23 protein-coding genes and 1 other RNA gene are annotated in these 25,114 nt (G+C 72.7%); 14 read left to right on the plus strand and 10 right to left on the minus strand.

Features of this window, described 5'->3' with window-relative positions; translation table 11 throughout:
• Window positions 1-22 precede the first annotated feature (22 nt).
• A complete protein-coding gene (locus tag ABD901_RS20860) occupies window positions 23-2,485 on the plus strand; it encodes an Hsp70 family protein (RefSeq protein ID WP_345128771.1) in 2,463 nt (820 codons plus the stop codon).
• Window positions 2,486-2,565: 80 nt separating this feature from the next.
• Here ABD901_RS20860 and ABD901_RS20865 read toward each other — a convergent pair whose 3' ends face one another.
• The 5 genes from ABD901_RS20865 to ABD901_RS20885 all read right to left on the minus strand — a co-directional run bounded on the left by ABD901_RS20865 (window position 2,566) and on the right by ABD901_RS20885 (window position 7,049).
• Complete coding sequence (locus ABD901_RS20865) at window positions 2,566-2,997, minus strand: DUF3052 domain-containing protein (protein ID WP_345128772.1); 432 nt, start codon at window positions 2,995-2,997, stop codon at window positions 2,566-2,568.
• 107 nt (window positions 2,998-3,104) lie between these two features.
• Window positions 3,105-5,651 (minus strand): thiamine pyrophosphate-dependent enzyme, encoded by a 2,547-nt coding sequence (locus ABD901_RS20870; RefSeq protein ID WP_345128773.1) that lies wholly within the window; start codon window positions 5,649-5,651, stop codon window positions 3,105-3,107.
• A gap of 65 nt (window positions 5,652-5,716) precedes the next feature.
• Entirely contained in the window at window positions 5,717-6,160 is a 444-nt protein-coding gene (locus tag ABD901_RS20875) for an NUDIX hydrolase (protein WP_345128774.1), read from the minus strand.
• A 12-nt stretch (window positions 6,161-6,172) separates the two neighbouring features.
• Window positions 6,173-6,577, minus strand: a complete 405-nt coding sequence (locus tag ABD901_RS20880) for a YjbQ family protein (RefSeq protein ID WP_345128775.1) — start codon at window positions 6,575-6,577, stop codon at window positions 6,173-6,175.
• 28 nt (window positions 6,578-6,605) lie between these two features.
• The gene (locus ABD901_RS20885; protein ID WP_345128776.1) at window positions 6,606-7,049 is read right to left on the minus strand and encodes a hypothetical protein; all 444 of its coding nucleotides are present in this window, start codon (window positions 7,047-7,049) and stop codon (window positions 6,606-6,608) included.
• 281 nt (window positions 7,050-7,330) lie between these two features.
• On the opposite strand from ABD901_RS20885, the gene aceE reads away from it, so the two are divergent.
• Window positions 7,331-10,075 carry a pyruvate dehydrogenase (acetyl-transferring), homodimeric type gene (aceE, locus tag ABD901_RS20890; RefSeq protein ID WP_345128777.1) on the plus strand — a complete coding sequence of 915 codons (2,745 nt, stop codon included), beginning with the start codon at window positions 7,331-7,333 and terminating at the stop codon, window positions 10,073-10,075.
• Window positions 10,076-10,393: 318 nt separating this feature from the next.
• Here the strand turns inward: aceE and ABD901_RS20895 are convergent, their stop codons facing one another.
• Window positions 10,394-11,128: a bifunctional DNA primase/polymerase gene (locus ABD901_RS20895; protein ID WP_345128778.1), complete on the minus strand. Its 735-nt coding sequence runs from the start codon at window positions 11,126-11,128 to the stop codon at window positions 10,394-10,396.
• 85 nt (window positions 11,129-11,213) lie between these two features.
• Between ABD901_RS20895 and ABD901_RS20900 the strand changes: the two genes are divergently transcribed.
• From ABD901_RS20900 to ABD901_RS20920, 5 genes are read left to right on the plus strand one after another with little or no spacing between them, the layout of a single operon-like run.
• Window positions 11,214-12,446 (plus strand): helix-turn-helix domain-containing protein, encoded by a 1,233-nt coding sequence (locus tag ABD901_RS20900; RefSeq protein ID WP_345128779.1) that lies wholly within the window; start codon window positions 11,214-11,216, stop codon window positions 12,444-12,446.
• Window positions 12,447-12,466: 20 nt separating this feature from the next.
• Window positions 12,467-13,042 (plus strand): flavoprotein, encoded by a 576-nt coding sequence (locus tag ABD901_RS20905; RefSeq protein WP_345128780.1) that lies wholly within the window; start codon window positions 12,467-12,469, stop codon window positions 13,040-13,042.
• A 9-nt stretch (window positions 13,043-13,051) separates the two neighbouring features.
• Window positions 13,052-13,858: a Nif3-like dinuclear metal center hexameric protein gene (locus tag ABD901_RS20910; RefSeq protein ID WP_345128781.1), complete on the plus strand. Its 807-nt coding sequence runs from the start codon at window positions 13,052-13,054 to the stop codon at window positions 13,856-13,858.
• Window positions 13,855-14,595: a zinc ribbon domain-containing protein gene (locus ABD901_RS20915; protein WP_345128782.1), complete on the plus strand. Its 741-nt coding sequence runs from the start codon at window positions 13,855-13,857 to the stop codon at window positions 14,593-14,595. Before ABD901_RS20910 ends, ABD901_RS20915 begins: the two co-directional genes overlap by 4 nt.
• 4 nt (window positions 14,596-14,599) lie before the next feature.
• Entirely contained in the window at window positions 14,600-15,694 is a 1,095-nt protein-coding gene (locus ABD901_RS20920; RefSeq protein ID WP_345128783.1) for a bifunctional RNase H/acid phosphatase, read from the plus strand.
• Here the strand turns inward: ABD901_RS20920 and ABD901_RS20925 are convergent.
• On the minus strand, window positions 15,691-16,470 hold the full coding sequence (locus tag ABD901_RS20925) for a sulfite exporter TauE/SafE family protein (RefSeq protein ID WP_345128784.1): 780 nt from the start codon (window positions 16,468-16,470) through the stop codon (window positions 15,691-15,693). The two genes, ABD901_RS20920 and ABD901_RS20925, sit on opposite strands and share 4 nt — an antisense overlap.
• A gap of 29 nt (window positions 16,471-16,499) precedes the next feature.
• On the opposite strand from ABD901_RS20925, the gene rnpB reads away from it, so the two are divergent.
• From rnpB to ABD901_RS20945, 4 genes are all read left to right on the plus strand, one after another.
• Window positions 16,500-16,913, plus strand: an RNA gene (gene rnpB, locus ABD901_RS20930) — RNase P RNA component class A.
• A 341-nt stretch (window positions 16,914-17,254) separates the two neighbouring features.
• A complete protein-coding gene (locus ABD901_RS20935; RefSeq protein WP_345128785.1) occupies window positions 17,255-17,764 on the plus strand; it encodes an RNA polymerase sigma factor in 510 nt (169 codons plus the stop codon).
• A complete protein-coding gene (locus ABD901_RS20940) occupies window positions 17,757-18,350 on the plus strand; it encodes a permease-like cell division protein FtsX (RefSeq protein ID WP_345128786.1) in 594 nt (197 codons plus the stop codon). The genes ABD901_RS20935 and ABD901_RS20940 overlap by 8 nt, the downstream gene beginning before the upstream one ends.
• Window positions 18,351-18,530: 180 nt before the next feature.
• Window positions 18,531-19,184 (plus strand): fascin domain-containing protein, encoded by a 654-nt coding sequence (locus ABD901_RS20945; protein WP_345128787.1) that lies wholly within the window; start codon window positions 18,531-18,533, stop codon window positions 19,182-19,184.
• 4 nt (window positions 19,185-19,188) lie between these two features.
• Here ABD901_RS20945 and ABD901_RS20950 read toward each other — a convergent pair whose 3' ends face one another.
• Complete coding sequence (locus ABD901_RS20950) at window positions 19,189-19,614, minus strand: pyridoxamine 5'-phosphate oxidase family protein (RefSeq protein WP_345128788.1); 426 nt, start codon at window positions 19,612-19,614, stop codon at window positions 19,189-19,191.
• A 95-nt stretch (window positions 19,615-19,709) separates the two neighbouring features.
• Between ABD901_RS20950 and ABD901_RS20955 the strand changes: the two genes are divergently transcribed.
• The gene (locus ABD901_RS20955) at window positions 19,710-20,498 is read left to right on the plus strand and encodes an LLM class flavin-dependent oxidoreductase (RefSeq protein ID WP_345128789.1); all 789 of its coding nucleotides are present in this window, start codon (window positions 19,710-19,712) and stop codon (window positions 20,496-20,498) included.
• Here ABD901_RS20955 and aroA read toward each other — a convergent pair.
• A complete protein-coding gene (aroA, locus tag ABD901_RS20960; protein ID WP_345128790.1) occupies window positions 20,472-21,758 on the minus strand; it encodes a 3-phosphoshikimate 1-carboxyvinyltransferase in 1,287 nt (428 codons plus the stop codon). The genes ABD901_RS20955 and aroA overlap by 27 nt on opposite strands.
• A 22-nt stretch (window positions 21,759-21,780) precedes the next feature.
• Complete coding sequence (locus tag ABD901_RS20965) at window positions 21,781-22,134, minus strand: hypothetical protein (RefSeq protein WP_345128791.1); 354 nt, start codon at window positions 22,132-22,134, stop codon at window positions 21,781-21,783.
• 407 nt (window positions 22,135-22,541) lie between these two features.
• Here ABD901_RS20965 and ABD901_RS20970 point away from each other — a divergent pair, with 407 nt between their 5' ends.
• Window positions 22,542-22,739, plus strand: a complete 198-nt coding sequence (locus ABD901_RS20970) for a hypothetical protein (protein WP_345128792.1) — start codon at window positions 22,542-22,544, stop codon at window positions 22,737-22,739.
• Between the two features lie 125 nt (window positions 22,740-22,864).
• A complete protein-coding gene (locus ABD901_RS20975; RefSeq protein WP_345128793.1) occupies window positions 22,865-24,838 on the plus strand; it encodes a hypothetical protein in 1,974 nt (657 codons plus the stop codon).
• The last annotated feature ends 276 nt before the right edge of the window (window positions 24,839-25,114 follow it).

Below are 25,114 nucleotides of genomic sequence, written 5' to 3' on the forward strand. Positions count from 1 at the left end.
CGGGGGGCCTACACTCGCCCGCATGGCAGCAGGGCCTCGTCTCGGCATCGACTTCGGGACCTCCCACACCGTTGCGCTTCTGGCGTGGCCGGACGGGAGGGTCCGGCCGTTGCTGTTCGACGGCTCGCCGCTGCTTCCGTCCGCGGTGTTCGCGCAGACGGACGGGTCGTTGCTGGTCGGGCGCGATGCCCAGCACGCGGCGCGGATCGATCCGTCGCGGTTCGAAGGCAGCCCGAAGCGGCGCATCGACGACGGGACCGTGCTGCTCGGCGACCGCGAGATCGCGGTGCCCACGCTGATCGGGGCGGTGCTGGGGCACGTCGCGCAGGAGGCGACCCGGGTCGCGGGCGGGCCGGTGGCCGAGCTCACGCTGACCCACCCGGCCGCGTGGGGGGTGTCCCGGCGCCTCGCGCTGGTGGAAGGGGCGAAGCTGGCCGGGCTGCCGCAGCCGGCGCTCATGCCCGAGCCGGTTGCCGCCGCGCACTATTTCGCAGGGGTACTGCAAAAGCCGCTCGCCGCCGACCAAGGCCTCGTGGTGTACGACTTCGGTGGCGGCACCTTCGACGCCAGCCTGGTCAGCCGGTCGGGGGAAGGGTTCGACGTGCGGGCCGTCGACGGGATCGACGACCTCGGCGGGCTCGACCTGGACGCGCTGATCGTCGAGTACGCGCGCGGGCAGATCACGGACCCGGCGGTGTGGGCCCGGCTGGACGGGCCGCAGAGCACCGAGGACCGGCGGCACCGCCGCATGCTGTGGGACGACGCACGCATCGCCAAGGAGATGCTGTCGCGCACCCCGGTGGCGGCGCTGCACGTGCCGATCGCGGCCGCCGACGTCAGCATCACGCGCGAGGCGTTCGAGGACAAGGCGCGGCCGCTGCTCGAGCAGACCGTGCGCACGACGTCGGCGGTCATGCGATGGGCCGGCGTCGACAAGGACAAGCTCGCCGGGCTGTTCCTGGTGGGTGGCTCCAGCCGGGTGCTGCTCGTGGCCACGCTCCTGCAGCGCGAGCTCGGGCTCGCGCCGACCATCATCGAGCAGCCGGAGCTCGTCGTCGCCGAGGGCAGCCTCCGCGCCTGGGTCGGCCTGAACCGCCCGCAACCCGCCCAAAGCACCCCCGCGCCGCAAAACGCGCCAAACCCGCCTCAGGTCCCGCAGGTTCCTCCGGTGGCGCCCCAGAACCAGGGAGCTCCGGGGAACGGCGGACCGGCGAGCGGGGCTCCGGTCAGTCCCGCCGGATTTCAACAGGGCGCATACCCGGTCAGCGCACCGCCCGTCAGCGCGCCCCCGGCCGGCCAGCACCCGGTGAGCGCACCGCCGGTCAGCGCGCCCCCCGTCGGGCAGCGCCCGATCAGCGCCATGCCCGTGAGCCCGACCCCGCCCGGCCAGGTGAGCCCCGCCGCGTACCAGATGAACCGCGGCACCGGGGCCGAAGTCACCCAGCCGATCCGCCCCATGGCGCCCAAGAGCCCGCCGCCGCGCCCGATGCCGGCGGTGGCGCCGCCGATGCCGCCGCGGCAGGTGCAAATGGCCCCGCCGCAGCAGGTGTACGTGTCGCCGGCCGCGCAGCCGACCGTCTACGCCCCGCCGCCGCGCGAGGAGGCGCCCGCGCCCGGGCGCAAGCGCAACGTCGCCGTGCCGCTGCTGGTGGGCATCCTAGTGCTCGCGCTCGCGCTGGCCGGCTACGTGGTGTTCCAGAACCGGGACAAGGGCGACAACCAGGCCGGCGCCGGCGACGCGTCGACCTCGGCCGGCGTGCAGGCCAGCGACGGGCCGAAGGTCATACCGACCTACGGGCGCGAGGCCGAGCCCGCCTGGGTGCCCAACGGCTGGCGTGAGCAGGAGCTCGGCGGCGTCGACCAGCTCTGGAAGTCGCAGGTGGAGTCCGAGGGCGGGCGCTGCGACGTGAACCGGGACCGGCTGCGGGTGACGACCGAGGCGGCGCCGGCACTGATCGGGTGCACGTTGAAGCCGGCGCTGGACGTGCCGATGAACGACGGCAGCATCGAGGCGAAGGTCCACGCGGCGCAGGGGTGCGCGGGCATGTGGCTGCGGACCGGGGACAAGGGCTACACGCTGGGCTATTGCGCGGACGGCCACCTGCGGCTGTACCGGCTGGGCAACAAGGCGCCGGGGCCGGACTCGCTGCTCAAGGACTGGCAGATCCAGGTCACCGGGGACCCGTACGTGGCGTTCAAGATCGAGGGCGACCAGCTCAACGCGTACGTCAACGGCATGCAGTTCGGGCCGGTGACCGACGCACAGATCCACAGCGGCAAGGTGGACCTGGGTGCGTTCGCGCTGGCCGACCAGACCGCGGACGCGAGCTTCTCGCAGGTCCGGCTGTTCATGCCCGGCGACTGGCAGCCGGGCACGGCGACGACCACGAAGAAGCCCAACCCGTCGACGTCGACCTCGGGCTGGGGGTCCGGCAGCCCGTCCGCGTCGACCTCGAAGAAGGTGACCCCGCAGCCGACGGCCTGAGCGGGGTACCAACGAAACGAAGCAACAGTAGCCAGCGGGCCGCGCCTGAGTCAGGGGCGCGGCCGGCGAAGCGTACGGAGCTAGCGGCGGGACCGAGCGGCGCGGGGCGCGACCAGGCGCGCCGCGGTCCAGTCCTTGCCCGCGTTGACCGTGGAGGTCTGCTGCAACCCCGCGGTGGGAGCCGACTCGTTGATCTCGCTCGGCTCGACGTGCCCGGGTCGGCCGGCCTTGGGGGTCAGCAGCCACACCACGCCGTTGTCCGCCAGCGGGCCGAGCGCGTCGATGAGCGTCTCGACCAGGTCGCCGTCGTCGTCGCGCCACCAGAGCAGCACCACGTCGACGACCTCGTCGGTCTCCTCGTCAACCAGGTCCCCGCACCGGTCGATCAGGACGTCGCGGAGATCCTGGTCGACGTCGTCGTCGTACCCCATCTCCATAACGACCATGCCCGGTTCGACTCCGAACCGGTCCGCCAGGCTCTTCACCTCGGCCTGACCCGCGGTCGCGTTCACTGTCCACTGCCTCCTGTCGCAACAACCACTGTTAGCGCGTAGTCCACACAGTACGGGCCGTCAACGCAAGTGGCGCACCGATGCGATCGAAAAACTATCGGTCCAAGTTACCGGGCCAGCAGCGATCTCGCGCCCTGGACGATCTGTTCCTCCGACACGAGGACGTGGTTGGCGGCCGGTCCGAGGGGCACGAACGAGTCGACGGCGGCCACCCGGCGGGCCACGCCGACGTATCCGGCGTCGACCAGGGCCGCGATCACCCCCTCGCCGACCCCGCCCGAGCGGCGGGTCTCGTCGACGACCAGCACCCGGCCGGTGTCCGAGGCGTTCTTGATGATGTCGCCCACCGGCAGGGGCGACAGCCACCGCAGGTCGACCACCCGGCAGGCGATGCCCTCGGCGGTCAGGCGCGCGGCGGCGCGCAGCGAGAGCCGGACCCCGTTGCCGAAGGTGATGATGGTGACGTCGTCGTTCGGGCCGTTGCTGTACGCCCGGGCGCGCCCGATCGGCACATGGATGGCCGGCCACTCGCTGGGCGGTGCGTAGTCCGACAGCCACCAGTTGTCGTTCTCGGTGTGCAGGTCCCTGGTGTGGTACAGCGCGATGGGCTCGAGGAACACGCACACGCTGCCGTCGACGATGGCGCTGGCCAGGCAGGTGCGCAGCATGGGAGCGGCGTCCTCGGCCCGGCTCGGCGCGGCCACCACCAGGCCCGGGATGTCGCGCAGCACGGCCAGGGCGTTGTCGTTGTGGAAGTGCCCGCCGAAGCCGAGCTGGTATGCCAGGCCGGCGACGCGCACGACCATCGGGTTGTGGAAGGCGCCCTGCGAGAAGAACTGCATGGTGGCGGCCTCGCCGCGCAGCTGGTCCTCGGCGTTGTGCAGGTAGGCGAGGTACTGGATCTCGGGCACCGGCAGCATCCCGGCGATGCCGGCGCCGAGCCCGAGGCCCAGGATGCTGGTCTCGTCGAGGAGGGTGTCGAAGGCGCGCGTGGCGCCGAAGCGGTCCCGCAGGCCCTTGGTGACCCCGTAGACGCCGCCCTTCGCCGCGACGTCCTCGCCGAAGACGAGCATCTGGGGGTACGCCAGCATCGCGTCGGTCAGGGTGGCGTTGATCGTCTGGGCGAGGGTGAGCGGGCCGGCCCGCTCGGGTAACTTCCCGGCGAACGCCTCCGCCCGCGAGACCGGGTGGCCGTTGCCGGTGCTGCGCGGCGTGCCGGAGACCGGCCGGACGGACCGCGCGGGCTCCGGTGCGGGCTCGGGCTGCGGTGCGGGCGGCCCGGCGTCCGGCGGGGTCGGCTCGGGCCACTCGTCCTCATCCGTGCCGGTCTCGGCCACGGCGACGGGTGAGTGCGCCTCCCCGGTCGCCCAGAGCGGCTCTCCGGCGGGCACAGCGGGCCCGGCGGGCGCGGACGGGGTGAACTCCAGGTCGTCGTCCAGTTCCCCGTCGAGGTCCTCGGCGAGGTCGTCGTCGGCCAGGTGCGTGGCAGCGTCGGCGACGGCCCGCGAGACGCGCACCGGGCGGCGCGGCGCGAGCGTCGCGGTGACCTCCGAGGCGCTGCCCAGCTTCGGCTCGGCGAGCACCTCCTCGGCGATGCGGCGCACCTCCCAGCCGATCTCGTCGTAGCGGGTCATGACCTCGGCCGGGGTGGCCACGCCGGCCTCGACGAGCAGCCGGGCGGTGCGCACGAGCGGGTCGCGGGCCAGGTCGGCGGCGATCTCCACCGGCGAGCGGTACGCCATCTCGGCGTCGGCGCCCGCGTGGCCCATCAGCCGGATGGTGCTCAGGTGCAGCACGGCGGGGCGGCGGTACCGGCGCACCCACGCCGCCGCCTCGGCGGCCCGGTCGTAGGTGGCGGCGGCGTCGCAGCCGTCGGCGGCGTAGTAGCGCAGGCCGGGGCGGCTGGACAGCGCCGCGGCGACCCAGCCCTCGGGCGAGCGTACGCTGATGCCCAGGCCGTTGTCCTCGCACACGAACAGCAGCGGCAGCTTGAGCCCGATGTGGTCGCACCAGCCCGCGGTGTTGAACGCGGCCGTCGCGGCGGCGTGGTTGATCGAGGCGTCGCCGAACGAGCACACGACGACGGCGTCGGCGGGCCAGCCGTGCCCGCCGCCGGGCGGGTTGAGCCGCCGGCCGCGGCCGAGTGCGTACGCGACGCCGACGGCCCGGGGCAGGTGCGACGCGATCGTCGACGTGGTCGGGATCACGTGCAGGTCGGCGTGGCCGAAGACCTTGTGCCGGCCGCCGGCGATGGGCTCCTTCGCCGAGGCGACCACGCCGCGCAGCACGTCGCGGATCGGGTCGCTGCCGGCGACCTGGGCGCCGCGCATGCAGTAGAAGCCGCCGGAGCGGTAGTGCAGCAGGGCGGGATCGGTCGGGCGCAGCGCGGCCGCGACCGCCGCGTTCCCCTCGTGGCCGGACGAGCCGATGGTGTAGTACCCGGCGTCGAAGCCGCGCAGCCACCGGGCGGCCAGGTCGAGGTGGCGGCTCGTCGACTGGGCGTCGTAGAGCGCGCGCGCCTGCTCCCCGGTCAGCGCTGTGTCCTCGCGGACGGGCTCGTCGAGGTCCCGCACGGAGGCGGCGGCGACGAGCCCGGCAAGCTCGGCGCGGAACCGCTCGTCGAGATCCTGAGGAGTGGTCACGCTCGACAGCATGGCCGAAAGCGGTCATCGGATGCCACCCGAGGCCGGTGGGAGCGGCGATTCGGGCCTCGCACAGGCTACCGGCGGGAGCGTCCGGCCAGCGCCCTGTACTGCTCCGAGGCGAGGAACTTGGGCAGCAGCAGGGCGGCGGTGACGCCGAGGTCCCGGGCGAGCGCCTCGTCGGGTGTGAGGAACACCATGGCCTGGCCCTCGCCGAGCACCACGTCGTCCTGGGTGGCCTCGGTCGGGCCGTAGAAGACGTGCATCTCGACCTCACCGTCGACGGTGGTCACCGAGGGGCGGGTGCCGACGAGGTACGCCGCGATGGCCCCCGCGTCAAGGCCGGTCTCCTCGCGGACCTCGCGGCGGGCCGCCTCCTCCGGCGACTCGCCCTCCTCGATCTTGCCGCCCGGCAGCGCCCACTGGTTGGGCGACACCCTGGCGTGCTGGTCGCGGTGCTGCATGAGCAGGCGTCCCTCGGGGTCGACGAGGAACACGACGGCGACGCGGCGCTCGATCACGACTGCATCCTGTCATCCGGGAATGAAACTCAGACGGACCTGGCGTGTGGCGTTGTCGCCGTTGGGGTCCACCAGGCACACCGACTGCCACGTGCCGAGCGCGATCCGGCCGCCGACGACGGGCAGGGTGGCGTAGGGGGCGACGAAGGCCGGCATCACGTGGTCGCGCCCGTGCCCGGGCGAGCCGTGCCGGTGCCGCCAGCGGTCGTCGGCCGGCAGCACGTCGTCGAGGGCGCGCAGCAGGTCGTCGTCGCTGCCGGCGCCGGTCTCGATGACGGCGACCCCGGCGGTGGCGTGCGGCACGAAGACGTGCAGCAGCCCGTCGCCCTGGCCCTCGACGAACCGGTTCGCCTCGCCCGTGATGTCCCGCACGACCGGCCGGGAGCCGGTCCGGATCGTGATCACCTCGGTGCGCATCGACACAGTCTCGCAGTTGCCGCGCCGTTTACGACGACGACCCGGAGTCGCTCGACGAGGAACTTCCCGAGTCACCCGACGAGGATGACCCGGAGTCGCTCCAGGACGACCCGGAGTCGCTCCACGATGACCCGGAGTCGCTCCACGAGGACGAGGAGCCCGAATCGCTCCACGAGGAGGATCCCGAGTCGTGGTGGTGGCTGTGGCTGTGGCCGTGGCTGTCCTGCTGGTGGTGATGGTGGTCGTGGTGGTGGCCGGACGACGATGAGCCGGTGTGTGCCGCCGGGTTGTTGTCGGGGGTCCAGCTGGCATCCAGTGGGGTGCCGTACGTGACGTTGGAGACCGGGCGGGTTGCTCCGCCTGCCCGCGGATCCTGCCGGGACCGCAGGGAGGAGCGGGTCGTGCGCACGAAGAGGATCACGACGATGGCGACGGCGATCAGGATGATCGGTATCACGGCGTATTCGGGCACGGCCCGCACGGTAGCCCACGCGCGCACCTGAGATACTCGTAATGTCACGTCCGCGTCAATAGCGAGACGCCACAGAAGTTACCCGCGGGTATCGTGTCGAGCGTCGCACTTGGCGTCCGGTAGGCGTGACGGACGGCACCGAAGCCAGGCAGGATGGACATGGGCTCAACAACGGCCATGAACCATTCGAGCCACACCCCAGGCCACCCAGACCGGTCGCAGCGCCCGACGTTTCCCGCCGAGCAACACCGCCGGTCGCTAGCAACCCAGAAGGAACGCCTGTGTCCACCGAACGCAAGCGCCCGGTGATCAGCGACGGCCTACCGAGCCAGTTGCCCGACATCGATCCCGAGGAGACCACGGAGTGGGTCGAGTCGCTGGACGGCGTCATCGACGAGCGCGGCACGAAGCGCGCCCGTTACGTGATGCTGCGACTGCTGGAGCGCGCGCGGGAGCGACAGGTCGGCGTCCCGCCGCTCACCACGACCGACTACATCAACACCATCCCGCCGGAGCGGGAGCCGTGGTTCCCCGGCAATGAGCACATCGAGCGGCGCATCCGGGCGTACATCCGCTGGAACGCCGCCATGCTCGTGCAGCGCGCGCAGCGCCCGGACGTCGGCGTCGGCGGCCACATCTCCACGTTCGCCAGCGCCGCGAGCCTTTACGAGGTCGGCTTCAACCACTTCTTCCGCGGCAAGGACCACGCCGGCGGCGGCGACCAGGTGTTCTTCCAGGGCCACGCCTCCCCGGGCATGTACGCACGCGCGTTCCTCGAGGGCCGGCTGAGCGAGCAGCAGCTCGACGGCTTCCGCCAGGAGCTGTCGCACCGCGGCCTCGGCGGCGGCCTGCCCAGCTACCCGCACCCGCGGCTCATGCCGGGCTTCTGGGAGTTCCCGACGGTCTCGATGGGCCTCGGCGGCATCAACGCGATCTACCAGGCCCGCTTCAACCGGTACTTGCACAACCGCGGCTTCAAGGACACGTCCGACCAGCACGTATGGGCGTTCCTCGGCGACGGCGAGATGGACGAGCCCGAGTCGCTCGGCGCGATCGGCCTCGCGGCCCGCGAGGAGCTCGACAACCTCACCTTCGTGATCAACTGCAACCTGCAGCGCCTCGACGGCCCGGTCCGCGGCAACGGCAAGATCATGCAGGAGCTCGAGGCGTTCTTCCGCGGCGCCGGCTGGAACGTGATCAAGGTCGTCTGGGGCCGCGAGTGGGACCCGCTGCTCGCCGCCGACACCGACGGCGCGCTGGTCAACCTGATGAACGTCACGCCCGACGGCGACTACCAGACGTACAAGGCCGAGTCCGGCGCCTACGTCCGCGAGCACTTCTTCGGCCGTGACCCGCGCACCCGCAAGATGGTCGAGCACCTCTCCGACGACGAGATCTGGAACCTCAAGCGCGGCGGGCACGACTACCGCAAGCTCTACGCGGCGTACAAGGCGGCCACCGAGCACACCGGGCAGCCGACGGTCATCCTCGCCAAGACCATCAAGGGCTGGACGCTGGGCTCGCACTTCGAGGGCCGCAACGCCACGCACCAGATGAAGAAGCTGACCCTGCAGGACGTCAAGGACTTCCGCGACCGGCTGTACCTCGACATCCCCGACAGCGCGATCGGCGAGAACCCCTACGCGGTGCCGTACTACCGCCCGGACGAGAAGTCCGAGGAGATGGAGTACATGCGCGAGCGCCGGCGCACGCTCGGCGGGTCGGTGCCCGACCGGCGCACCACGCACATCCCGCTGCAGCTGCCGGAAAGCTCCGTGTACGGCGACATCAAGCGGGGCTCCGGCAAGCAGAAGGTCGCCACCACGATGGCCTTCGTGCGCATGCTCAAGGACCTCATGCGCGACAAGGGCATGGGCAAGCGCTGGGTGCCGGTCATCCCCGACGAGGCCCGCACGTTCGGCATGGACTCGCTGTTCCCGACGGCGAAGATCTACTCGCCGCACGGGCAGAACTACACGCCGGTGGACCGGGAGCTGTTCCTGTCCTACCGCGAGTCCGCGCAGGGCCAGATCCTGCACGAGGGCATCAACGAGGCCGGCTCGGTCGCCTCGTTCACCGCCGCCGCGACCAGCTACGCGACGCACGGGCAGCCGATCATCCCGGTGTACATCTTCTATTCGATGTTCGGCTTCCAGCGCACGGCCGACGGGATCTGGGCGGCCGCCGACCAGATGTCGCGCGGCTTCCTGCTGGGCGCCACCGCCGGGCGGACCACTCTCAACGGCGAGGGCCTGCAGCACGAGGACGGGCACTCGCTGCTCATCGCGGCGACCAACCCGGCCGTGGTGGCCTACGACCCCGCCTTCGGGTACGAGCTCGCGCACATCACCGAGAACGCCGTCAACCGGATGTACGGCGAGGCCCCCGAGGACCTCATCTACTACCTGACGGTGTACAACGAGCCGATCTACCAGCCGGCCGAGCCCGAGGGCCTCGACGTCGACGGGCTGCTGCGGGGCCTGTACCGCTACGCCGCCGCGCCGGTCCAGGAGGGCCCGAAGGCGCAGCTGCTGGCCTCGGGCACGGGCATGCAGTGGGCGCTCAAGGCGCAGAAGCTGCTCGCCGAGGAGTGGGGCGTGGCCGCCGACGTGTGGTCGGCGACGTCGTGGACGGAGCTGCGCCGCGACGCGGTCCAGGCCGAGGAGCACAACCTGCTCCACCCGGCGGACGAGCCGCAGGTGCCCTACGTGACCCGCGTGCTGCAGGACACCACCGGCCCGGTCATCGCGGTCAGCGACTTCATGCGGGCCGTGCCGGATCTGGTCGCCCGCTGGGTGCCGAACGACTACACCTCGCTGGGCACCGACGGGTTCGGCCTCTCCGACACCCGCCACGCCCTGCGCCGGCACTTCCACGTCGACGCCGAGTCGATCGTGGTGGCGACGCTGCGCCAGCTCGCCCGCCGGGGCGAGGTGCCGGCCTCGGCGCCGGCGGACGCGGCCAAGAAGTACGCGATCGACGACGTCAACGCCGCGCCGGTCGGCGAGACCGGCGGCGACTCGTAATCACCGAGCGTCATCGCCAGAAGGAGAAGGGGGCCGCACCGCGGCCCCCATTCTTTCGCTACGGTATGACGCAAGTGGCGATACAAGTTCCCGGAATCAAGAACCCTAACGGTCCGCCTTTGTCACCCATTCGGGTTGGTATTGATCAATAGAGTAGATCAATTCCAAATTATGAGTAGGTACCCTCGCTATCCTTGAGTACTTAGGTCGAATTTCAAGGGTCGACTTGGGGCTAGCGCGTCGATACGTTGGGCACCGGCATGAATTCTGCACGTGAATCTTTCCGTGAGAGAGCCGGTAGTGACGATCTCGACGCATTCAGGCAACGGCGCGCCAGGCGGTGCGCCGAACCGCCGTGGACGGCGGCCCCGCGCCGATGGCGTCGAGCATGAGGGCCTGCACCGCGTAGGGCTCGGCCGGCTTCCACGAGTGCGCGTCCGGCGGCAGCTCCCACCGCACGCGACCGCCGAACTGCGGGCTCGGCGGCGCGGGGACCCACGAGTCCTGCCCGTGCAGCAGGACGCCGGGGTGCGCGGAGAGCTCGGGGAGCAGCCCGTGGCCGGGCAGCACCAGGAACATCCAGCGCTCGCCGGGCGCCACGGCCACCGGGCCGCGTGCGGCCTCGAAGCCGTCGGCGAGCAGCGTGGCGCGGCCCAGGGCGGCCGGCACCTCCAGCACGTCGAAGGCGTAGCCGGTGGGCAGCAAAACCGTGTACGGGTGCTCCTGCCACAGCGCGGCGGCCGCCTCCTCGCCGAAGGTGACCGGCAGGCCGGTCGGGTGGCAGGCCACGGTCGGGCAGCCCGGGGTGCCGCAGTGGAAGCGGCGCTGCCGCGCGTGCCCGACCGCGTGCCGGGCGGTCAGGAAGGCGCCCGGCCGCACCGGCCAGCCGTGCGCGGCGTAGCGGCCGGCGGCCTTGCGCAGTCGCGACCGTTCCCACGAGAGCATGATCGTCTCCTGCCAGTCGAGTTCACTCAGAAGTGCGCACAGGACCACGTCGCCGCACCGGACGCCTTGCGCGTCGTCGGGCTCGGCAACGGGGTCTGCAACTTGCACATCGGAACGTATGAGCAGGTGCCGGGGATGGACCGCACAACTCGTGCGATGTCGACCGCCCGGGTGACCTCCGGAGGTGAGCGACGTGGATGAGTTGCCGATCGGCCGCCGTGTGGCGTACTGGCGGAATCGGCGCAAGATGTCGCAGCAGGTCTTCGCGGACCGGCTCGGCAAGTCCAAGAGCTGGGTCGACAAGGTCGAGCGCGGCGTGCGGCGGCTGGACAAGTTCTCGGTGGTGTACGAGATCGCCGACGTGCTGCAGCTGGACGTGCAGATCCTGCTGGGCCGCGACCCGGAGCGCCGGCCGGACAGCGTCAACTGCGTCGACCAGGTCGAGGTCGAGGAGATCCGGGCGGCGCTGGAGCGCTACGACCAGATCAGCGCGTTCTTCTACGCCCCGCCGGAGTCGCCGCCGCTGCCGGAGATGCGCAAGGCGGTGGCGCACGCCTGGATGTCGTTCCAGCACGCGAAGTACGGCATGCTGACCCGCACCCTGCCCCGCCTGCTGCGCGAGGCGCAGGCCGCCGACACCGCCTACAGCGACGGCCCGCAGGGCGAGCAGGCCGCCCACCTGCTCGGGCAGGTCTACCAGATCGCCTCGTCCGCCCTGCGCAAGCTCGGCGAGCACGAGCTTGCGTGGCTGGCCGCGGACCGCTCGATCGCGGTGTCCCAGCGCGCCGGCGACCAGCTGCTGGCCGGCACCGCCACGACGCGGGTCGCGCTGTCGCTGCTGGCGCTCGGGCGCGCCCGGCCCGCCCTGGAGATCAACGTCAACATCGCCAACCGGCTCGCACCGGGTACCGACGGCAACGACTGCACCCCCGAGCGCCTCTCCGTCTACGGCCAGCTGCTCCTGCAGGGCGCGATGGCCGCCGCGCGCATCGGCGACAGCGCCACCGTGCGCGACCTGCTCGCCGGCGCCGAGGACGCGGCCCGCGGCCTGCCCAGCGACGCCAACTACTACTGGTCGTGCTTCGGCCCGGCGAACGTCCAGCTGCACCGGGCGGCCGCCGCCGTGGAGCTGGGCGAGGGGCGGGCGGCTGTTGAGGTACACGAAAATCTCGATCTTGAAGGCTTCCACGCCCTGCTGCCGGAGCGCCGCGCGCACCACTTCCTGGACCAGGCCCGCGCCCGCGCCCTCATCGGCGACATCGACGCCGCCAGCGAGATGCTGCTCGAGGGCGACCGCCTGGCACCTTCCGAGATCCGCTGCCGCCCCCTGGCCCGTGAGGTGCTCAGCGACGTCCTGCGCCGCACGCGGGGCACCCCGTCGGCCCCGGTGGCGGAACTCGCCGAGCACATGGGTGTGGGGGTCTGAGCACAGGGCACAATGCCGGCATGTCCGGACCCGTCCTCTACGCCGTCGTATGTGGCTCCCCGGCCGCCCAGGGCGTCGGCAATCTGGTCTCGCTCGCGCAGCAGCGGGGCTGGGACGTCTGCGTGGTCGCCACGCCGGACGCCCTCAAGTGGCTCGACATCCCCACGCTCGTCGACCAGACGGGCCACCCGGTGCGCCACCGTTACAAGTACCCCGGCGAACCCGACGTCCTGCCCGCCGCCGAGGCGATGATCGTCGCGCCGGCCACCGTCAACACGATCAACAAGTGGTCGGCCGGCATCGCCGACACGCTCGCCCTCGGCCTCATCGTCGAGGGGCTCGGCCTGGGCCTGCCGATCGTCGCCGTGCCGTACACCAACCGCGCCATGGCCGCCCATCCCGCCTTCGGCGAGTCGATCGACCGGCTGCGGTCCTGGGGCGTCACCGTCCTCTACGGCGACGACGTCGTCGAGCTGCACCAGCCCGGCGTCGGCGAGACGCGCACGGACTTCCCGTGGCACCTGCCGCTGGACGCCCTCGACGAGCACCCGTCCGTGCAGGCCCAGCGCATCGCCGGTGGGGGCGCCGTGGACTAACGTTACGCCGTGCGCGTCGCCGACCTCATAGAGCTGTTGCAGCAGCGGTACCCGACCGAGTGGGCCGAGGACTGGGACCGCGTCGGGTTCGTCCTCGGCGAGCCGGACGCGGAGGTCACCCGTGTGCTGCTCGCCGTCGACTGCGACCCCGCGGTCGTCGACGAGGCGGAGGCGGCCGGTGCCGAGTTCGTCTTCACACACCACCCGCTGCTGCTGCGCGGGGTGTCGAGCGTCGCGCCGACGACGTACAAGGGCCGGATCGTGCACCGCATGATCCGGTCCGGCATCGCGCTGTACACCGCGCACACCAACGGCGACGTGGCCAACCCCGGCGTGTCCGACGCCCTCGCGGCCGCCCTCGGCCTGGTGGACGTCCGCCCGCTGCGGCCCGACCCCCGCGCCCCCGAGCGCGGGCACGGCCGCATCGGGCGGCTGCCGGAGCCGATGAGCCTCGCCGCGTTCACCGCGCACGCGGCCGCGCGCCTGCCGAAGACCGCCGGTGCGGTGCGGGCGGCCGGCGACCCGGACGCCACCGTGGCCACGGTCGCGGTGTCCGGCGGCGCCGGCGACGCGTTCCTGGCCGACGCGGCGCGGTCCGGCGTTGACGCATACTTGACCGCGGATCTGCGCCACCACCCGGCGCAGGAGCATCTCGCCGGCGGCGGCCCGGCGCTCGTCGACGTCACGCACTGGGCGTCCGAGCGGCCGTGGCTCGACGACGTTGCGGCATTCCTGCGCGCCGAGGCCGGCGTGCAGACCTTGGTGTCCGATGTGGACACCTCACCCTGGGTCCTGTTGGAGGGTAATCACTCGTGAAGGCCGATCCGGAAGCGCAACGCCGGCTGCTCGACCTGCAGGCGATCGACATCGCGCTGACGCAGCTCGCGCACAAGCGCAAGGCCCTGCCCGAGCACGCCGAGCTCGACAAGCTGGCGCGCGAGCTGTCCACGGCGGAGGACAACCGGGTCCGCGCGCAGGTGGCCGTCGACGACCTCGACCGAGACATCGAGCGGCTCGAGCGCGACGCCGAGCAGGTCCGCGCGCGCAAGGAGAAGGACCAGTCCCGCCTCGACGCGGGCACCGGACCGGCCCGCGAGCTCGAGGCGCTCCAGCACGAGATCGCCACGCTCAACCGCCGCCAGTCCGAGCTCGAGGACGCCGAGCTCGAGCTCATGGAGCAGCGCGAGACCGCGCAGGCCACCCTCGACGAGGTCGTCACCGCCCTGGAGGCCCGCCGGGCCACCCGCGCCGAGTCCGAGCGCCGCCGCGACGAGTCCCTCGCCGCGATCGCCAAGGACGAGGAGTTCCGCCGGGCCGGCCGCCGCCCGCTCGCCGCCGACCTGCCCGCCGACCTCGTCGGCCTCTACGACAAGATCCGCGAGAGCAGCGGCGGCATCGGCGCGGCGATGCTGCGCCACGGCCGGTGCGAGGGCTGCCGCCTCGAGCTGTCCGGCGGCGACAAGGCCCGTGTGAAGGCCTCGGCGCCGGACGAGGTCGTGCGCTGCGAGGAGTGCCGCCGCATCCTGGTCCGCACCGCCGAGTCGGGGCTGTAGCCGCATGCGGGTGTCCGTCGAGGCGGATGGCGGGTCGCGGGGCAACCCCGGCCCGGCCGGCTACGGCACCGTCGTGCTCGGCGAGGCCGGCGAGGTGCTCGCCGAGCGCCACGGCGCGCTGGGCGTGACCACGAACAACGTCGCCGAGTACTCGGGCCTGCTCGCCGGCCTGCGCGCCGCGCGCGAGCTCGGCGCCGACGAGGTCGACGTGCGCATGGACTCCAAGCTCGTCATCGAGCAGATGTCGGGCCGCTGGCAGATCAAGCACCCCGGCCTGCGCCCGCTCGCGGAGGAGGCTCGCGAGCTGGCCAAGAGCTTCACCCATGTCCGGTACACCTGGATCCCACGCGAACAGAACAAGCACGCAGACCGCCTCGCCAACGACGCGATGGACGGCAAGGAGTCTCCCTCCTCGGCATCGGTACCTACGCCGGCGTCGGCAACGGCATCACCGCCGGCCGAGGTCCGGTCCTGGTCACCTCCCTCGACCGGCTCCCCGCTGCGGATGGTGGTGCTACGGCACGGCGAGACGCCGTACACGGCCGAGAAGCGGTACTCGGGCCGCGGCGACATCTCGCTCTCTGAGCTCGGCCAAGAGCAGGCCGCCCGCGCCGCCGCCCGGGCCCGCCAGGTGGCGCCGAAGCTGGCGGCCGTCGTCAGCTCCCCGCTGAAGCGCTGCCTGGAGACCGCCGCCGCGCTCGGCGACCTGCCCATCCACGTCGAGGACGACCTGATCGAGTGCGACTTCGGCGAGTGGGAGGGCCTCACCTACGCCGAGGTCCGCGCCCGCTACGCCGCCGAGCAGGATCGCTGGCTCGCCTCCACTGCCGTGGCCCCGCCCGGCGGCGAGTCCTTCCAGCAGGTCGCGATGCGGGTGCGCCGGGCGGTGCGCCGGCTGCAGGAGCGCTACGAGGGCCAGGAGATCGCGGTCGTGAGCCACGTGACCCCGATCAAGCTCCTGCTGCGCGACGCGCTGGCCGCGAGCGACTCGTTCCTCTTCCGCCTCTACCTCGACCCCGCCGGCCTGTCGGTGATCGACTCCTGGCCCGACGGCGGCGTAGCGGTGCGCTCGGTCAACGAGACGGCCCATCTCTCCTAGAGGAACGCCCGGTAGAACAGCACCAGCCCCACGGCGGTGCCGAACACGACGATGAGGGCCTTGAGGACGGCGCTCGGCAGCCTTCGGGCGAGCCGGGCGCCCACGTACCCGCCCACGAGCGCCGCCGGCGCCACGACCGCCACATCGGCCCAGTCGACCGGCCCGAACAGCGCGAACGCGAGCACCGTGACGAGCCCGCCGAGCGCCGAAACGACGTTCTTCAGCGCGCTGATGCGGGCCATGGACTGGTCCAGCACCAGCCCGATCGCCGCGACGAGCATCACGCCGAGCGCGGCGCCGAAGTACCCGCCGTAGAGCGACCCGAGGAACACCATCCCGTGCAGCCCGAACGCCTGCCGGCGCCCGGACATCTCCCGCGGATGCCCGACGAGCCGCCGCAGCCGGTCCTGGAACGCGAGCACCGCCGTCGCCCCCAGCACCAGGAACGGCACCACCACGTCGAACGCCTTGGCGGGTGTGAGCAGCAGCAGCGCGCACCCGAGCCCCGCCGCCACCACCGCGGTCGGCGCAAGGCTCACCAGCAGCCGCCGCGACCCGTCCCGCGCCAGGTCGGCCAGGTCGGTCCGGCTGCCGTACACGGAGGCGGCGTACCCCGGGAACACCGAGGTCGAGTTGGTGACGTTGGCCGCCACCGGCGGCAGCCCGGTCGCGATCAGCGCCGGAAACGTGATGAGCGAGCCACCCCCCGCGATCGCGTTGACGGTCCCTGCCGCCAGCCCGGCGACGGAGAGCAGTGCGATGTCGGCGAGGTTCATGGTCTGACTACCATAGTCAGCGCGACGGACGAGTCGACCGGGCGGCCGCGTCGGCACTCCCTACCGGGGGTTGCCGCCGAGGAACGTCCGGGCTCCACAGGGCAGGGTGGTTGTTAACGGCAACCCGGGGCGACCCGCGGGACAGTGCCACAGAAAGCAGACCGCCCAGGCCGGACCGGGAAACCGGCCCGGCCGGGTAAGGGTGAAACGGTGGGGTAAGAGCCCACCAGCGCTCCGGGTGACCGGGGCGGCTAGGTAAACCCCACCCGGAGCAAGGTCAAAAAGGGCCGGCGCCCACGGGCCCGGCCTGCGCAGGCGTTCGAGGGCGGCCCGCCCGAGCCTGCGGGTAGACCGCTAGAGCCTGCCGGCAACGTCAGGCCGAGATGGATGGCCGCCCCTCACCACGGTGAGGACAGAACCCGGCGTACAGGTCGACTCGTCCGTCTGTACTTCCGCGCCTGGCGGCGCAGGCGGGGGTTCCCACCCCCACCCCCATGCGCCGCTGCCGCGCCGGACGCGCCCGATCGACCCGCGTCTGTCTGCCTGCTCAAAGCTGCGCCTGCGGGATGCGTTCCAGGCTGCCCGTGCGCGTTATGTTTCCGCGTTGATGAAAACCGGCCTCCAGCAGTGCTAAAACGCATGGCACCTGGCCGCCGCCGGCGTGGAGGAAGACGTGACGGGCGGGCTTCGGGATTGGCGGGGTTCGCTCTGCCGTAGACGTGTGTGACGTTTGGGCTCGGGTGGGCGTGTGAGTGGTGTGACAACGATTCCTGTAGTCGGGGGCGTGGCCCCGCCGAGCGCGGTCGGGGGAGCGATGCCGGACTTTGCCGAGTGCTACGGCGCGCAGTTTCCGGTCATCGCCCGGCAGCTCGCCGTGTACCTCGGCAGCGTCGAAGAGGCGCAGGAGGCGACCCAGGAGGCGTTCACGCGGGCGTGGACGCGATGGGGGCGGATCGCCCGCTACGACGAACCCGGCGCCTGGGTGCGCCGCGTCGCGTGGAACCTGGCGACCAGCCGGATCCGGCGGATGCGGACCGCGCTGCGGTACCGGCAGAGCCAGCGGATCGAGCTCGTCGACGGGCCGGGGCCGGAGTGGGTGGCCTTGGAGCGGGCGCTCAAGACGCTGCCCGACAGGCAGCGGCAGGCGGTGGTGCTCTATTACCTCGCCGGGCTGCCCGTCGCCGAGATTGCCGAGCTGTGCCGGGCGCGGGACGGTGCCGTGCGCAACTGGCTGTACCGCGGGCGGATCGCGCTGGCCAAGCACCTGAGCGAGGAGGAGGACGGACATGTCTGAGCTCGACGACGACCGGCTCCGCGGGGCACTGTCAAACCTCGGCGACCGTGCCGGGCGGCAGATCCGGCCGCCGGGGGAGGCGGCCGCGGCGGCCGCCGGGCGGCGGCGCAGACGGCGGCAGGTGGGCATCGCCGGTATGGGTGCGCTCGCGCTCGTGCTGGCCACGGGCTGGGTGGCGTGGGGAGCGCCGCCGGGCCGCGAGGTGGCGGCTCCGTCCTGTGCGCCGGCCGAAGCGTCGGCGTTCCTGCCGATAAATGCGGACGACGCGCTGCGGGCGCACATCGGCGACGTGCTGCAGCGCTCGGCCGAGGTCGAGTCGTTCCGGTTCGCGAGCCGCGAGGAGCAGTGGGAGCGGTTCAAGGTGGGGTTCAGCGACGCGCCCGATCTCGTCGCGTCGACCCGGGCCGACGACCTGGCGGAGGCGTGGAAATTCACGCTGCGGTGCGCCTCGGACTTCCCGGCGGTGCGGGAGCGGCTCCAGGGGGTGCCGCCGGTGCCGGGGCTCGACGTGTACTGCACCTGCGACCCGAGCTGGCACGCCACACCGACTCCGACCGGCGGCGCGAGCTCGACACCGCCGCGCTGAGGGATACGGGACGCGCGCGGGCAGCCGTTCCCGGGCGTGCAACGGGGGCGGCGATCGGGCCGGGCGCCATCTACGGCCGCGCGGCCCGATCGCCGTGAAGCGGATGCAGGGCTCAAGCGCGCTTTAATTGCGGCTTTGGCGCCTTGACCGGTCTCGATGCGTGGCCGCAGCATTTCGCCCGTGCGCAGGAGTCTCGTCGTCATGCTCGCCGCGGTGGTCGCGGCCGTCGTCGTCGCGCCGTTCGCGGCGGCCGGGGCCTCGGAGCTGGATGTGGTACGCGCCGTCGCCGGCGACGGGCAGCCGCAGCCCGGCCACATCGACATGACGGGTGCGACGCCCGCGCCGCCGCCGGGCGGTGCGCTCGCGCTCGGCTCCTCGCAGGTCCCGGGGCTGTACTACTGCCACAACTACCGCATCTGGAGCTACGCCTCCGGCCGGTACGTGGCCGAGGAGCAGGACTACGGCGGCGACCAGCACAACATGCTGCGCGCCCGGACGGCGGCGGACCAGGCCGGCAGCTGGGAGGTGTTCTCGCTGTGCTCCGGCGACGGCGGGCACACGGTGTACCTCACCGCGCCGTCGGGCTACCTCGTCACCGCCGAGTACAACTACGCCGGCGGCGCGCGCGGCATGCTGCGCGGGCGCGGCGAGTGGGTCGACGTGTGGGAGACCTTCGACGTGTGGACCGACAGCGGAAGGTACTTCCTGCGCAACCCCTCCAAGGGCGCCTACGTCACCTGCCGCGTGGACTACAAGGGCGCCTCCTACCGCATGATGAAGGCGACCGGTACCGCCGCCGGCAGCTGGGAGGCGCTGCGGTTCGACCCGGTGTGAAGGCTCAGAGCGTGATGTCGCGGCCGGCCAGCTCGTCCACCTCCCGCCACGCCTGCACACGCGTCGGGCGGACCCGGAAGTACAGGTAGTCGCGCAGCGTCCGCGGGTCGAAGCCGGTCTTCTCGGCGAAGGCGTCGCCCTCGGCGGCGGTCAGGTCGTCCGGCTCCAGTACCGTCACCGCGCCGTGGATGAGCACCACGTCGCGGGTCGGTCCGACGCCGATGCGCGCCTCCCGCGAGGCGACGAGGTTGCGCGCGGTCGGCGTGCGGGCCGCCGTCGAGAACAGCAGCGTGTCGCCGTCCCACAGGAACGACAGCGGCACCAGGTAGGGCCTGCCGTCCGGCGTGGCGGTCGCGACCCACGCGTCCACGTCGTCGGACAGGCGGCGCAGCGTGTCGGTGACGCGCTGGTCGTGCGGGCGGGGTGCCATGGGTGTCGCATCCTCCTCGGTGGGTTCATGCTGGCTCGGTCGGGTTCATGCTGGATGGCGTACGGCTGTCAGCCTCGCAGGACGGAGATCGGGCGATGATCGTGGGAGTCAACGTCGGCACGACGAGCGACCCGGTGGGCGACGCCCAGCGGGCGGAACGGCTGGGGTTCGACTTCGTGTCGGCGTCGGATCATCCCAGCGGTACCGCATCCAGCTTCGAGGTCTGGACGATGCTGGCCTGGATCGCGGCGAGCACGAGCACCATCCGGGTCGCCACGCGCGTGCTCGGCGTGCCCTACCGCTCGCCCGCGATGGTCGCCAAGATGGCCGAGACCTTCGACCGGCTCAGCGGCGGCCGGCTCATCCTGGGCCTCGGCGGCGGGTACTCCGACGAAGAGTTCCGCGCCTTCGGCCTCGGCGTGCCCACCGCCCGCGAGAAGGTCGACGGCCTGCGCGAGGCGATCCAAATCATCCGCGGGCTGTGGAGCGAGCCGGCGCTGACCTTCGACGGGCGCATCCACCGCACCGAGGCCGCACCGATGGAGCCCAAGCCCGCGCACCGCATCCCGATCTGGCTCGGCACCTACGGGCCGCGGGCGCTGCGGGTCACCGGGGAGCTGGCCGACGGCTGGATTCCTTCGCTGGGGTACGCCCCGCCGGACGAGCTGCAGCGGATGCGCGCCGTCGTCACCGGGATCAACCCCGCCGTCACCTGCGCGCTGAACGTGCACCGGGCGGGCCTGGTGGACGGCCCGCCCGAGGCGGTCGCCGAGCAGCTGCTGGGGTTTGCGGGCTTCACGGCGTACAACCTGATGCTGAACGACCCGGAGGACGTCGAGTGGTTCGGGACCTCCGTGCTACCCCTGCTGCGCCAGGCGGGCTAGGTCGGCGAAGTACGCCGGGTAGGTCTTCGCCACGCAACGCGGGTTGCGGATCTGCACGCCCGGCGCACGCAGGCCCAGCAGCGCCATGCTCATCGCCATGCGGTGGTCGTCGTACGTCTCGAAGACCGTCGGCGCCGGGGTGCCGGGGTTGACGGTGAAGCCGTCCTCGTCCTCGACGGCGTCGATGCCGGCGCGGCGCAGCTCGGTCACGACCGCGGCGACGCGGTCGGTCTCCTTGCGCCGGATGAAGCCGATGCCCGTGACCCGGGTCGGGGAGTCGGCGAAGACGGCCACCGCGGCGAGGGTCTGCGCGGTGTCGGAGATGTCGGCCATGTCGACGTCGATGCCGTGCAGGGCGCCGGTGCCCGTCACCGTGATGCGCTCGGCGGTCCGCTCGACCCGCGCGCCCATCCGCTCGAGCAGGTCGGCGAAGCGCACGTCGCCCTGCAGGCTGCGGGTGCCGAGCCCCTCGACGGTGACCCGGCCGCCGGTGATGGCGGCCGCGGCGAGCGGGTAGGAGGCGGCGCTCGCGTCGGGCTCGATGTCGTAGGCGGTCGGGCGGTAGGCGCCCGGCGGCACCGTCAGCCCCTCGACCGTCGCGCCGAACGCGGCCATGACCGCCGCCGTCGCCTCGACGTAGGGCACCGACACGAGCGGGGAGGTGAGCTCCACCGTCAGCCCCTCGGCCATCAGCGGCCCGGCCATGAGCAGGCCCGAGAGGAACTGGCTGGAGATGTGCCCCGGCAGCGCCACCTTGCCGCCGGCCACGGGGCCGGTGACGGCGACCGGCAGGAACCCGGGCTGGTCCAGGTCCTCCACCGTCGCGCCGAGGTCGCGCAGCGCGTCCACGAGCGGCGCGAACGGCCGGGCGCGCAGCTGCGTGCTGCCGTCCACGATGCCGCGGGCCGGGCGCAGCGCCGCCGCCGGCAGCACGAAGCGGCCCGTGGTGCCCGACTGGCGCGCGTCGACGTGCACCTCGCCGGTCGCGGCGAGCGGGTCGATGCCGTCGACGAGGACCGTGAGCGCCGCCTCGTCCGCGGTGACGGTCGCGCCCAGCGCCGCCACCGCGCCGAGCATCGCGCGGGTGTCGTCGGCGAACAGCATCCCCGTCAGCGTGCTGCGCCCGGGCGCGAGCGCGGCGCAGATGAGCGCGCGGTTGGTGATGCTCTTCGAGCCGGGCGGGCGCAACGAAACGTCGGGCGGCGAGGCCAGCGGCGTGACGGCGAGGACGTCCGGCAGGTCATCGGCAAGTAGGCTCACCGGCCGATTGTCCCGCAGGCCGTCAGGGTTTCATTTGGTACCCCAGGTCGACCGCCTCCAGCGCGCCCGCGACGCCCGTCAGGCGCTCGTGTGCGGCCGCCGACAGCCACAGCGTGCGGGGTGCGGCGGCCTCGGCGAGGCGTTGCGCGACGTCCGCGTCGGGCTCCTCGCCGACGTGCAGGCCGAACTTCACGAAGGTCAGCGCGCGCGGGCGCAGGTACGCCGAGGCGTCCCGGATCGCCGCCTCCGCGGTGTCGTACACCAGCACGATGCGCCGGTCGGGGGTGTGCGCGACCCGCCCGCCGGACAGGTGCCGGGCCACGTCGGCGGGGTCGGCGGAGCCGGCGATGCACAGCAGGGCGGCCGGAGAACTCATGACGCCTCCACGAGGGGTGAGGGTTTCATGTTCGCTTAAAGGTTCCGGACCCCGCCGCGGCGGGGTTGTCCACCGTGGACGATGCCTTGTTCGCCCCCGAACGAGGGCCGGAGGGTCGACCGGACGACTCGAATCTGTTTCCTCCGTTCGGCTCACCCTCGGGTGATACCGACCACAGCAGCGGAGGTGAACTCCCGGTTCGATGTGGGAATTGCCGGCCTCGTCATGATCGGCAATCCGTTGTACCGCAACGGATTCACGCCCGGCTTGCCCGGGCCCGCGGCGGCGTATTGCCCGCCCGAGCGTGTCGGCGACCGGTGTCGGCCGGTTGCGTCTACTGTGGAATCTCAACCAGCTATTTGCCGGTTTCGGTGGCGCGTGTTTCATTTGCGGTGCACAGTGATGTCATGAGCAGCAGCGGTGCTGAGCGGTACTACTGGTGCCTTTCTCACCACAGGGTCGAGTCCGAGGCAGACATGTGCCCGGGAAAGGATCGCCTCGGCCCCTATGATTCGGCGTCAGAAGCCGAACAGGCCCTCGCCAAAGTCCAGGAACGCAACGAGGCGTGGGACGCAGAAGACGAACGGTGGGAAGGCAAGCACTAGCAAGACGCCGGCGCACGGGGCGACCGCGAACCGCCCGGGCCATCCGGCCACAGAACCCGTCCAACCGCACAACCCAACCGCGAACATCCCGCAGGATGCGGGAGAACTCCTCCAGGAGGACCACGATGGCCGCAGCTAAGAAGGCCACCACGAGATCGGCCGCAGCGCGCGCGGCCGCGACGACTGCGGCGGCCACGGCCCCCGCGACGACCGACCCGGCCCCCGCCAGGGCCCGGAAGACGGTCGCGGCAGGCTCCCCCCGCCGCACGACGACCGCGGCGGTGACCCCCGCCGCGACGTCCACCGAGACCAAGGCCGCCACCCCCGCCAAGAAGGCGGCGACCAGGACGGCTTCGAAGACGGCTGCCAAGTCCGCCACCCCGGCGGCTTCGCGGACGGCTTCCAAGACCGCGACGCCCGCCGCTGCGCGGACGGCCGCCAAGACGGCGACGCCCGCGGCTTCGCGGACGGCCGCCAAGACGGCGACGCCGGCCGCGAAGAAGACGGCCGCGGCCACCAAGGCGGCGGCACCGGCGGCCAAGAAGACCGCGGCGGCGTCCAAGGCGGCCACCCCGGCCGCCAAGAGCACCGCGGCTTCGAAGGCGGCCGCCCCGGCCGCGAAGAGCACCGCGGCGAAGAAGACCACCGCCACGGCGGCCAAGAAGGCCGCGGTCACCAAGGCGGCGACTCCGGCGAAGAAGACCGCGGTCAAGAAGACGACGGCTGCGGCGGCCTCGAAGGCGGCGACCCCGGCGAAGAGGACCGCGGTCACCAAGGCGGCACCCGCCGCCAAGAAGACGGCGGCTTCGAAGGCGACGGCGCCGGCCAAGGCGGCGGCCGCGAAGAAGACGGCGGCGGCCAAGGCGGCACCGGCCAAGACGGCGGCGAAGGCGGCCCCGGCCAAGACGGCCGCGAAGGCCACCCCGGCCAAGTCGGCGGCGACCAAGGCCACCGCGGCGAAGACCACGGCGGCCAAGTCGACGGCGGCGAAGGCCACCGCGACGAAGGCGACCGCGACCAAGGCGGCCGCGAAGTCGACGGCGAAGGCGGCCCCGGCGAAGACCGCCGCCAAGGCCACCGCCGCCAAGTCCACCGCGGCGAAGTCGGCGGCGGCCAAGGCGACGCCTGCCACCAAGGCGACGGCGACGAAGGCCACCGCCACGAAGGCCACCGCCACGAAGGCCGCAGCTACGAAAGCCACAGCGACGAAGGCCGCGGCCGCGAAGTCGGCGGCGAAGGCGGCTCCCGCGAAGTCGGCGGCGAAGGCCACCCCGGCCAAGACGGCCAAGGCCACCCCTGCCAAGACGGCCAAGGCGACCGCGACCAAGGCGACCGCCGCGAAGTCGACGGCGGCCAAGGCGGCGGCGAAGTCCACCGCGACGAAGGCCACGGCCACCAAGGCGACCGCCACCAAGGCGGCGGCGAAGGCCACCCCGGCCAAGACGGCCAAGGCGACGCCGGCCAAGGCGGGCGCGGCCAAGGCGACGGCGGCGAAGTCCACGGCGACCAAGGCGGCGGCGAAGTCGGCCCCGGCCAAGGCGGCGGCGACCAAGTCGACGGCGACCAAGGCGGCGGCGAAGTCGGCCCCGGCCAAGTCCACCGCGACCAAGGCCACCGCGACCAAGGCGGCGGCGACCAAGGCCACCGCGACCAAGGCCACCGCGACCAAGGCGGCGGCGAAGTCCACCGCGGCGAAGGCGACCGCGACCAAGGCGACGGCGAAGGCCACCCCGGCGAAGACCGCGGCGGCCACCAAGCCGACCGCGACCAAGGCGGCGGCGGCCCAGAAGGCGGCGACCCCGGCGAAGACGGCGGCCAAGACGACCACCGCGCGCAAGGCACCCGCCCGCAAGGCCACCACGGCCCCCGCCGCGCCGGCGGAGTCCTCCGAGTCGCTGAACCCGGCCGCCGAGCCGGTGACGCCCCCTGCGGTCGTCGCCGAGGGCGGTCTGGACGCCGGCGGCGCTGTGGAGAACACCCCGCAGTCCGCCGAGTCTGGTGAGTCGGCGGAGGCGATCCCGGGCCGCGAGAACGGCAATTACCCGGAGGAGGCGGCCAGCATGACCGTCGAGGACTGGGCGAGCCTCGCCCGCCCGTGACGCCCCACCCGTAACAACGGCACGCACGACGGCCGGTTCGCCCCCTCGCAGGGCGGACCGGCCGTTCGCATGTGTGGCAGCGCAGCCGAGCGCCCCGCTGGCCGGCCGGCCGTTCGCGCGCCGGGAGGGCCGACCGGCCGTCCGCGCGCCGCGAGGCGGGGTGGGGCCCGCTATCCGCGCATCGCGGAGAGCAGACCGGCTGTCCGCGCGCTGTGAGGCGGGGCGGGGTGGGGCCCGCCGTCCGCACGCTGCGAGGCGGGGCGGGGGCCGCCGTCC

The organism is Dactylosporangium darangshiense, assembly GCF_039537565.1.
Lineage (GTDB): Bacteria > Actinomycetota > Actinomycetes > Mycobacteriales > Micromonosporaceae > Dactylosporangium > Dactylosporangium darangshiense.

What these genes read in the sequence shown, in the direction of transcription:
- ABD901_RS20925 (WP_345128784.1), bottom strand. Translation starts at nt 16,470, where the DNA reads ATGAACCTCGCCGACATCGCACTGCTCTCCGTCGCCGGGCTGGCGGCA.
- ABD901_RS20905 (WP_345128780.1), top strand. Translation starts at nt 12,467, where the DNA reads ATGTCCGGACCCGTCCTCTACGCCGTCGTATGTGGCTCCCCGGCCGCC.
- ABD901_RS20920 (WP_345128783.1), top strand. Translation starts at nt 14,600, where the DNA reads ATGCGGGTGTCCGTCGAGGCGGATGGCGGGTCGCGGGGCAACCCCGGC.
- ABD901_RS20860 (WP_345128771.1), top strand. Translation starts at nt 23, where the DNA reads ATGGCAGCAGGGCCTCGTCTCGGCATCGACTTCGGGACCTCCCACACC.
- ABD901_RS20975 (WP_345128793.1), top strand. Translation starts at nt 22,865, where the DNA reads ATGGCCGCAGCTAAGAAGGCCACCACGAGATCGGCCGCAGCGCGCGCG.
- ABD901_RS20955 (WP_345128789.1), top strand. Translation starts at nt 19,710, where the DNA reads ATGATCGTGGGAGTCAACGTCGGCACGACGAGCGACCCGGTGGGCGAC.
- ABD901_RS20870 (WP_345128773.1), bottom strand. Translation starts at nt 5,651, where the DNA reads ATGCTGTCGAGCGTGACCACTCCTCAGGATCTCGACGAGCGGTTCCGC.
- ABD901_RS20950 (WP_345128788.1), bottom strand. Translation starts at nt 19,614, where the DNA reads ATGGCACCCCGCCCGCACGACCAGCGCGTCACCGACACGCTGCGCCGC.
- ABD901_RS20940 (WP_345128786.1), top strand. Translation starts at nt 17,757, where the DNA reads ATGTCTGAGCTCGACGACGACCGGCTCCGCGGGGCACTGTCAAACCTC.
- ABD901_RS20970 (WP_345128792.1), top strand. Translation starts at nt 22,542, where the DNA reads ATGAGCAGCAGCGGTGCTGAGCGGTACTACTGGTGCCTTTCTCACCAC.
- ABD901_RS20880 (WP_345128775.1), bottom strand. Translation starts at nt 6,577, where the DNA reads ATGCGCACCGAGGTGATCACGATCCGGACCGGCTCCCGGCCGGTCGTG.
- ABD901_RS20965 (WP_345128791.1), bottom strand. Translation starts at nt 22,134, where the DNA reads ATGAGTTCTCCGGCCGCCCTGCTGTGCATCGCCGGCTCCGCCGACCCC.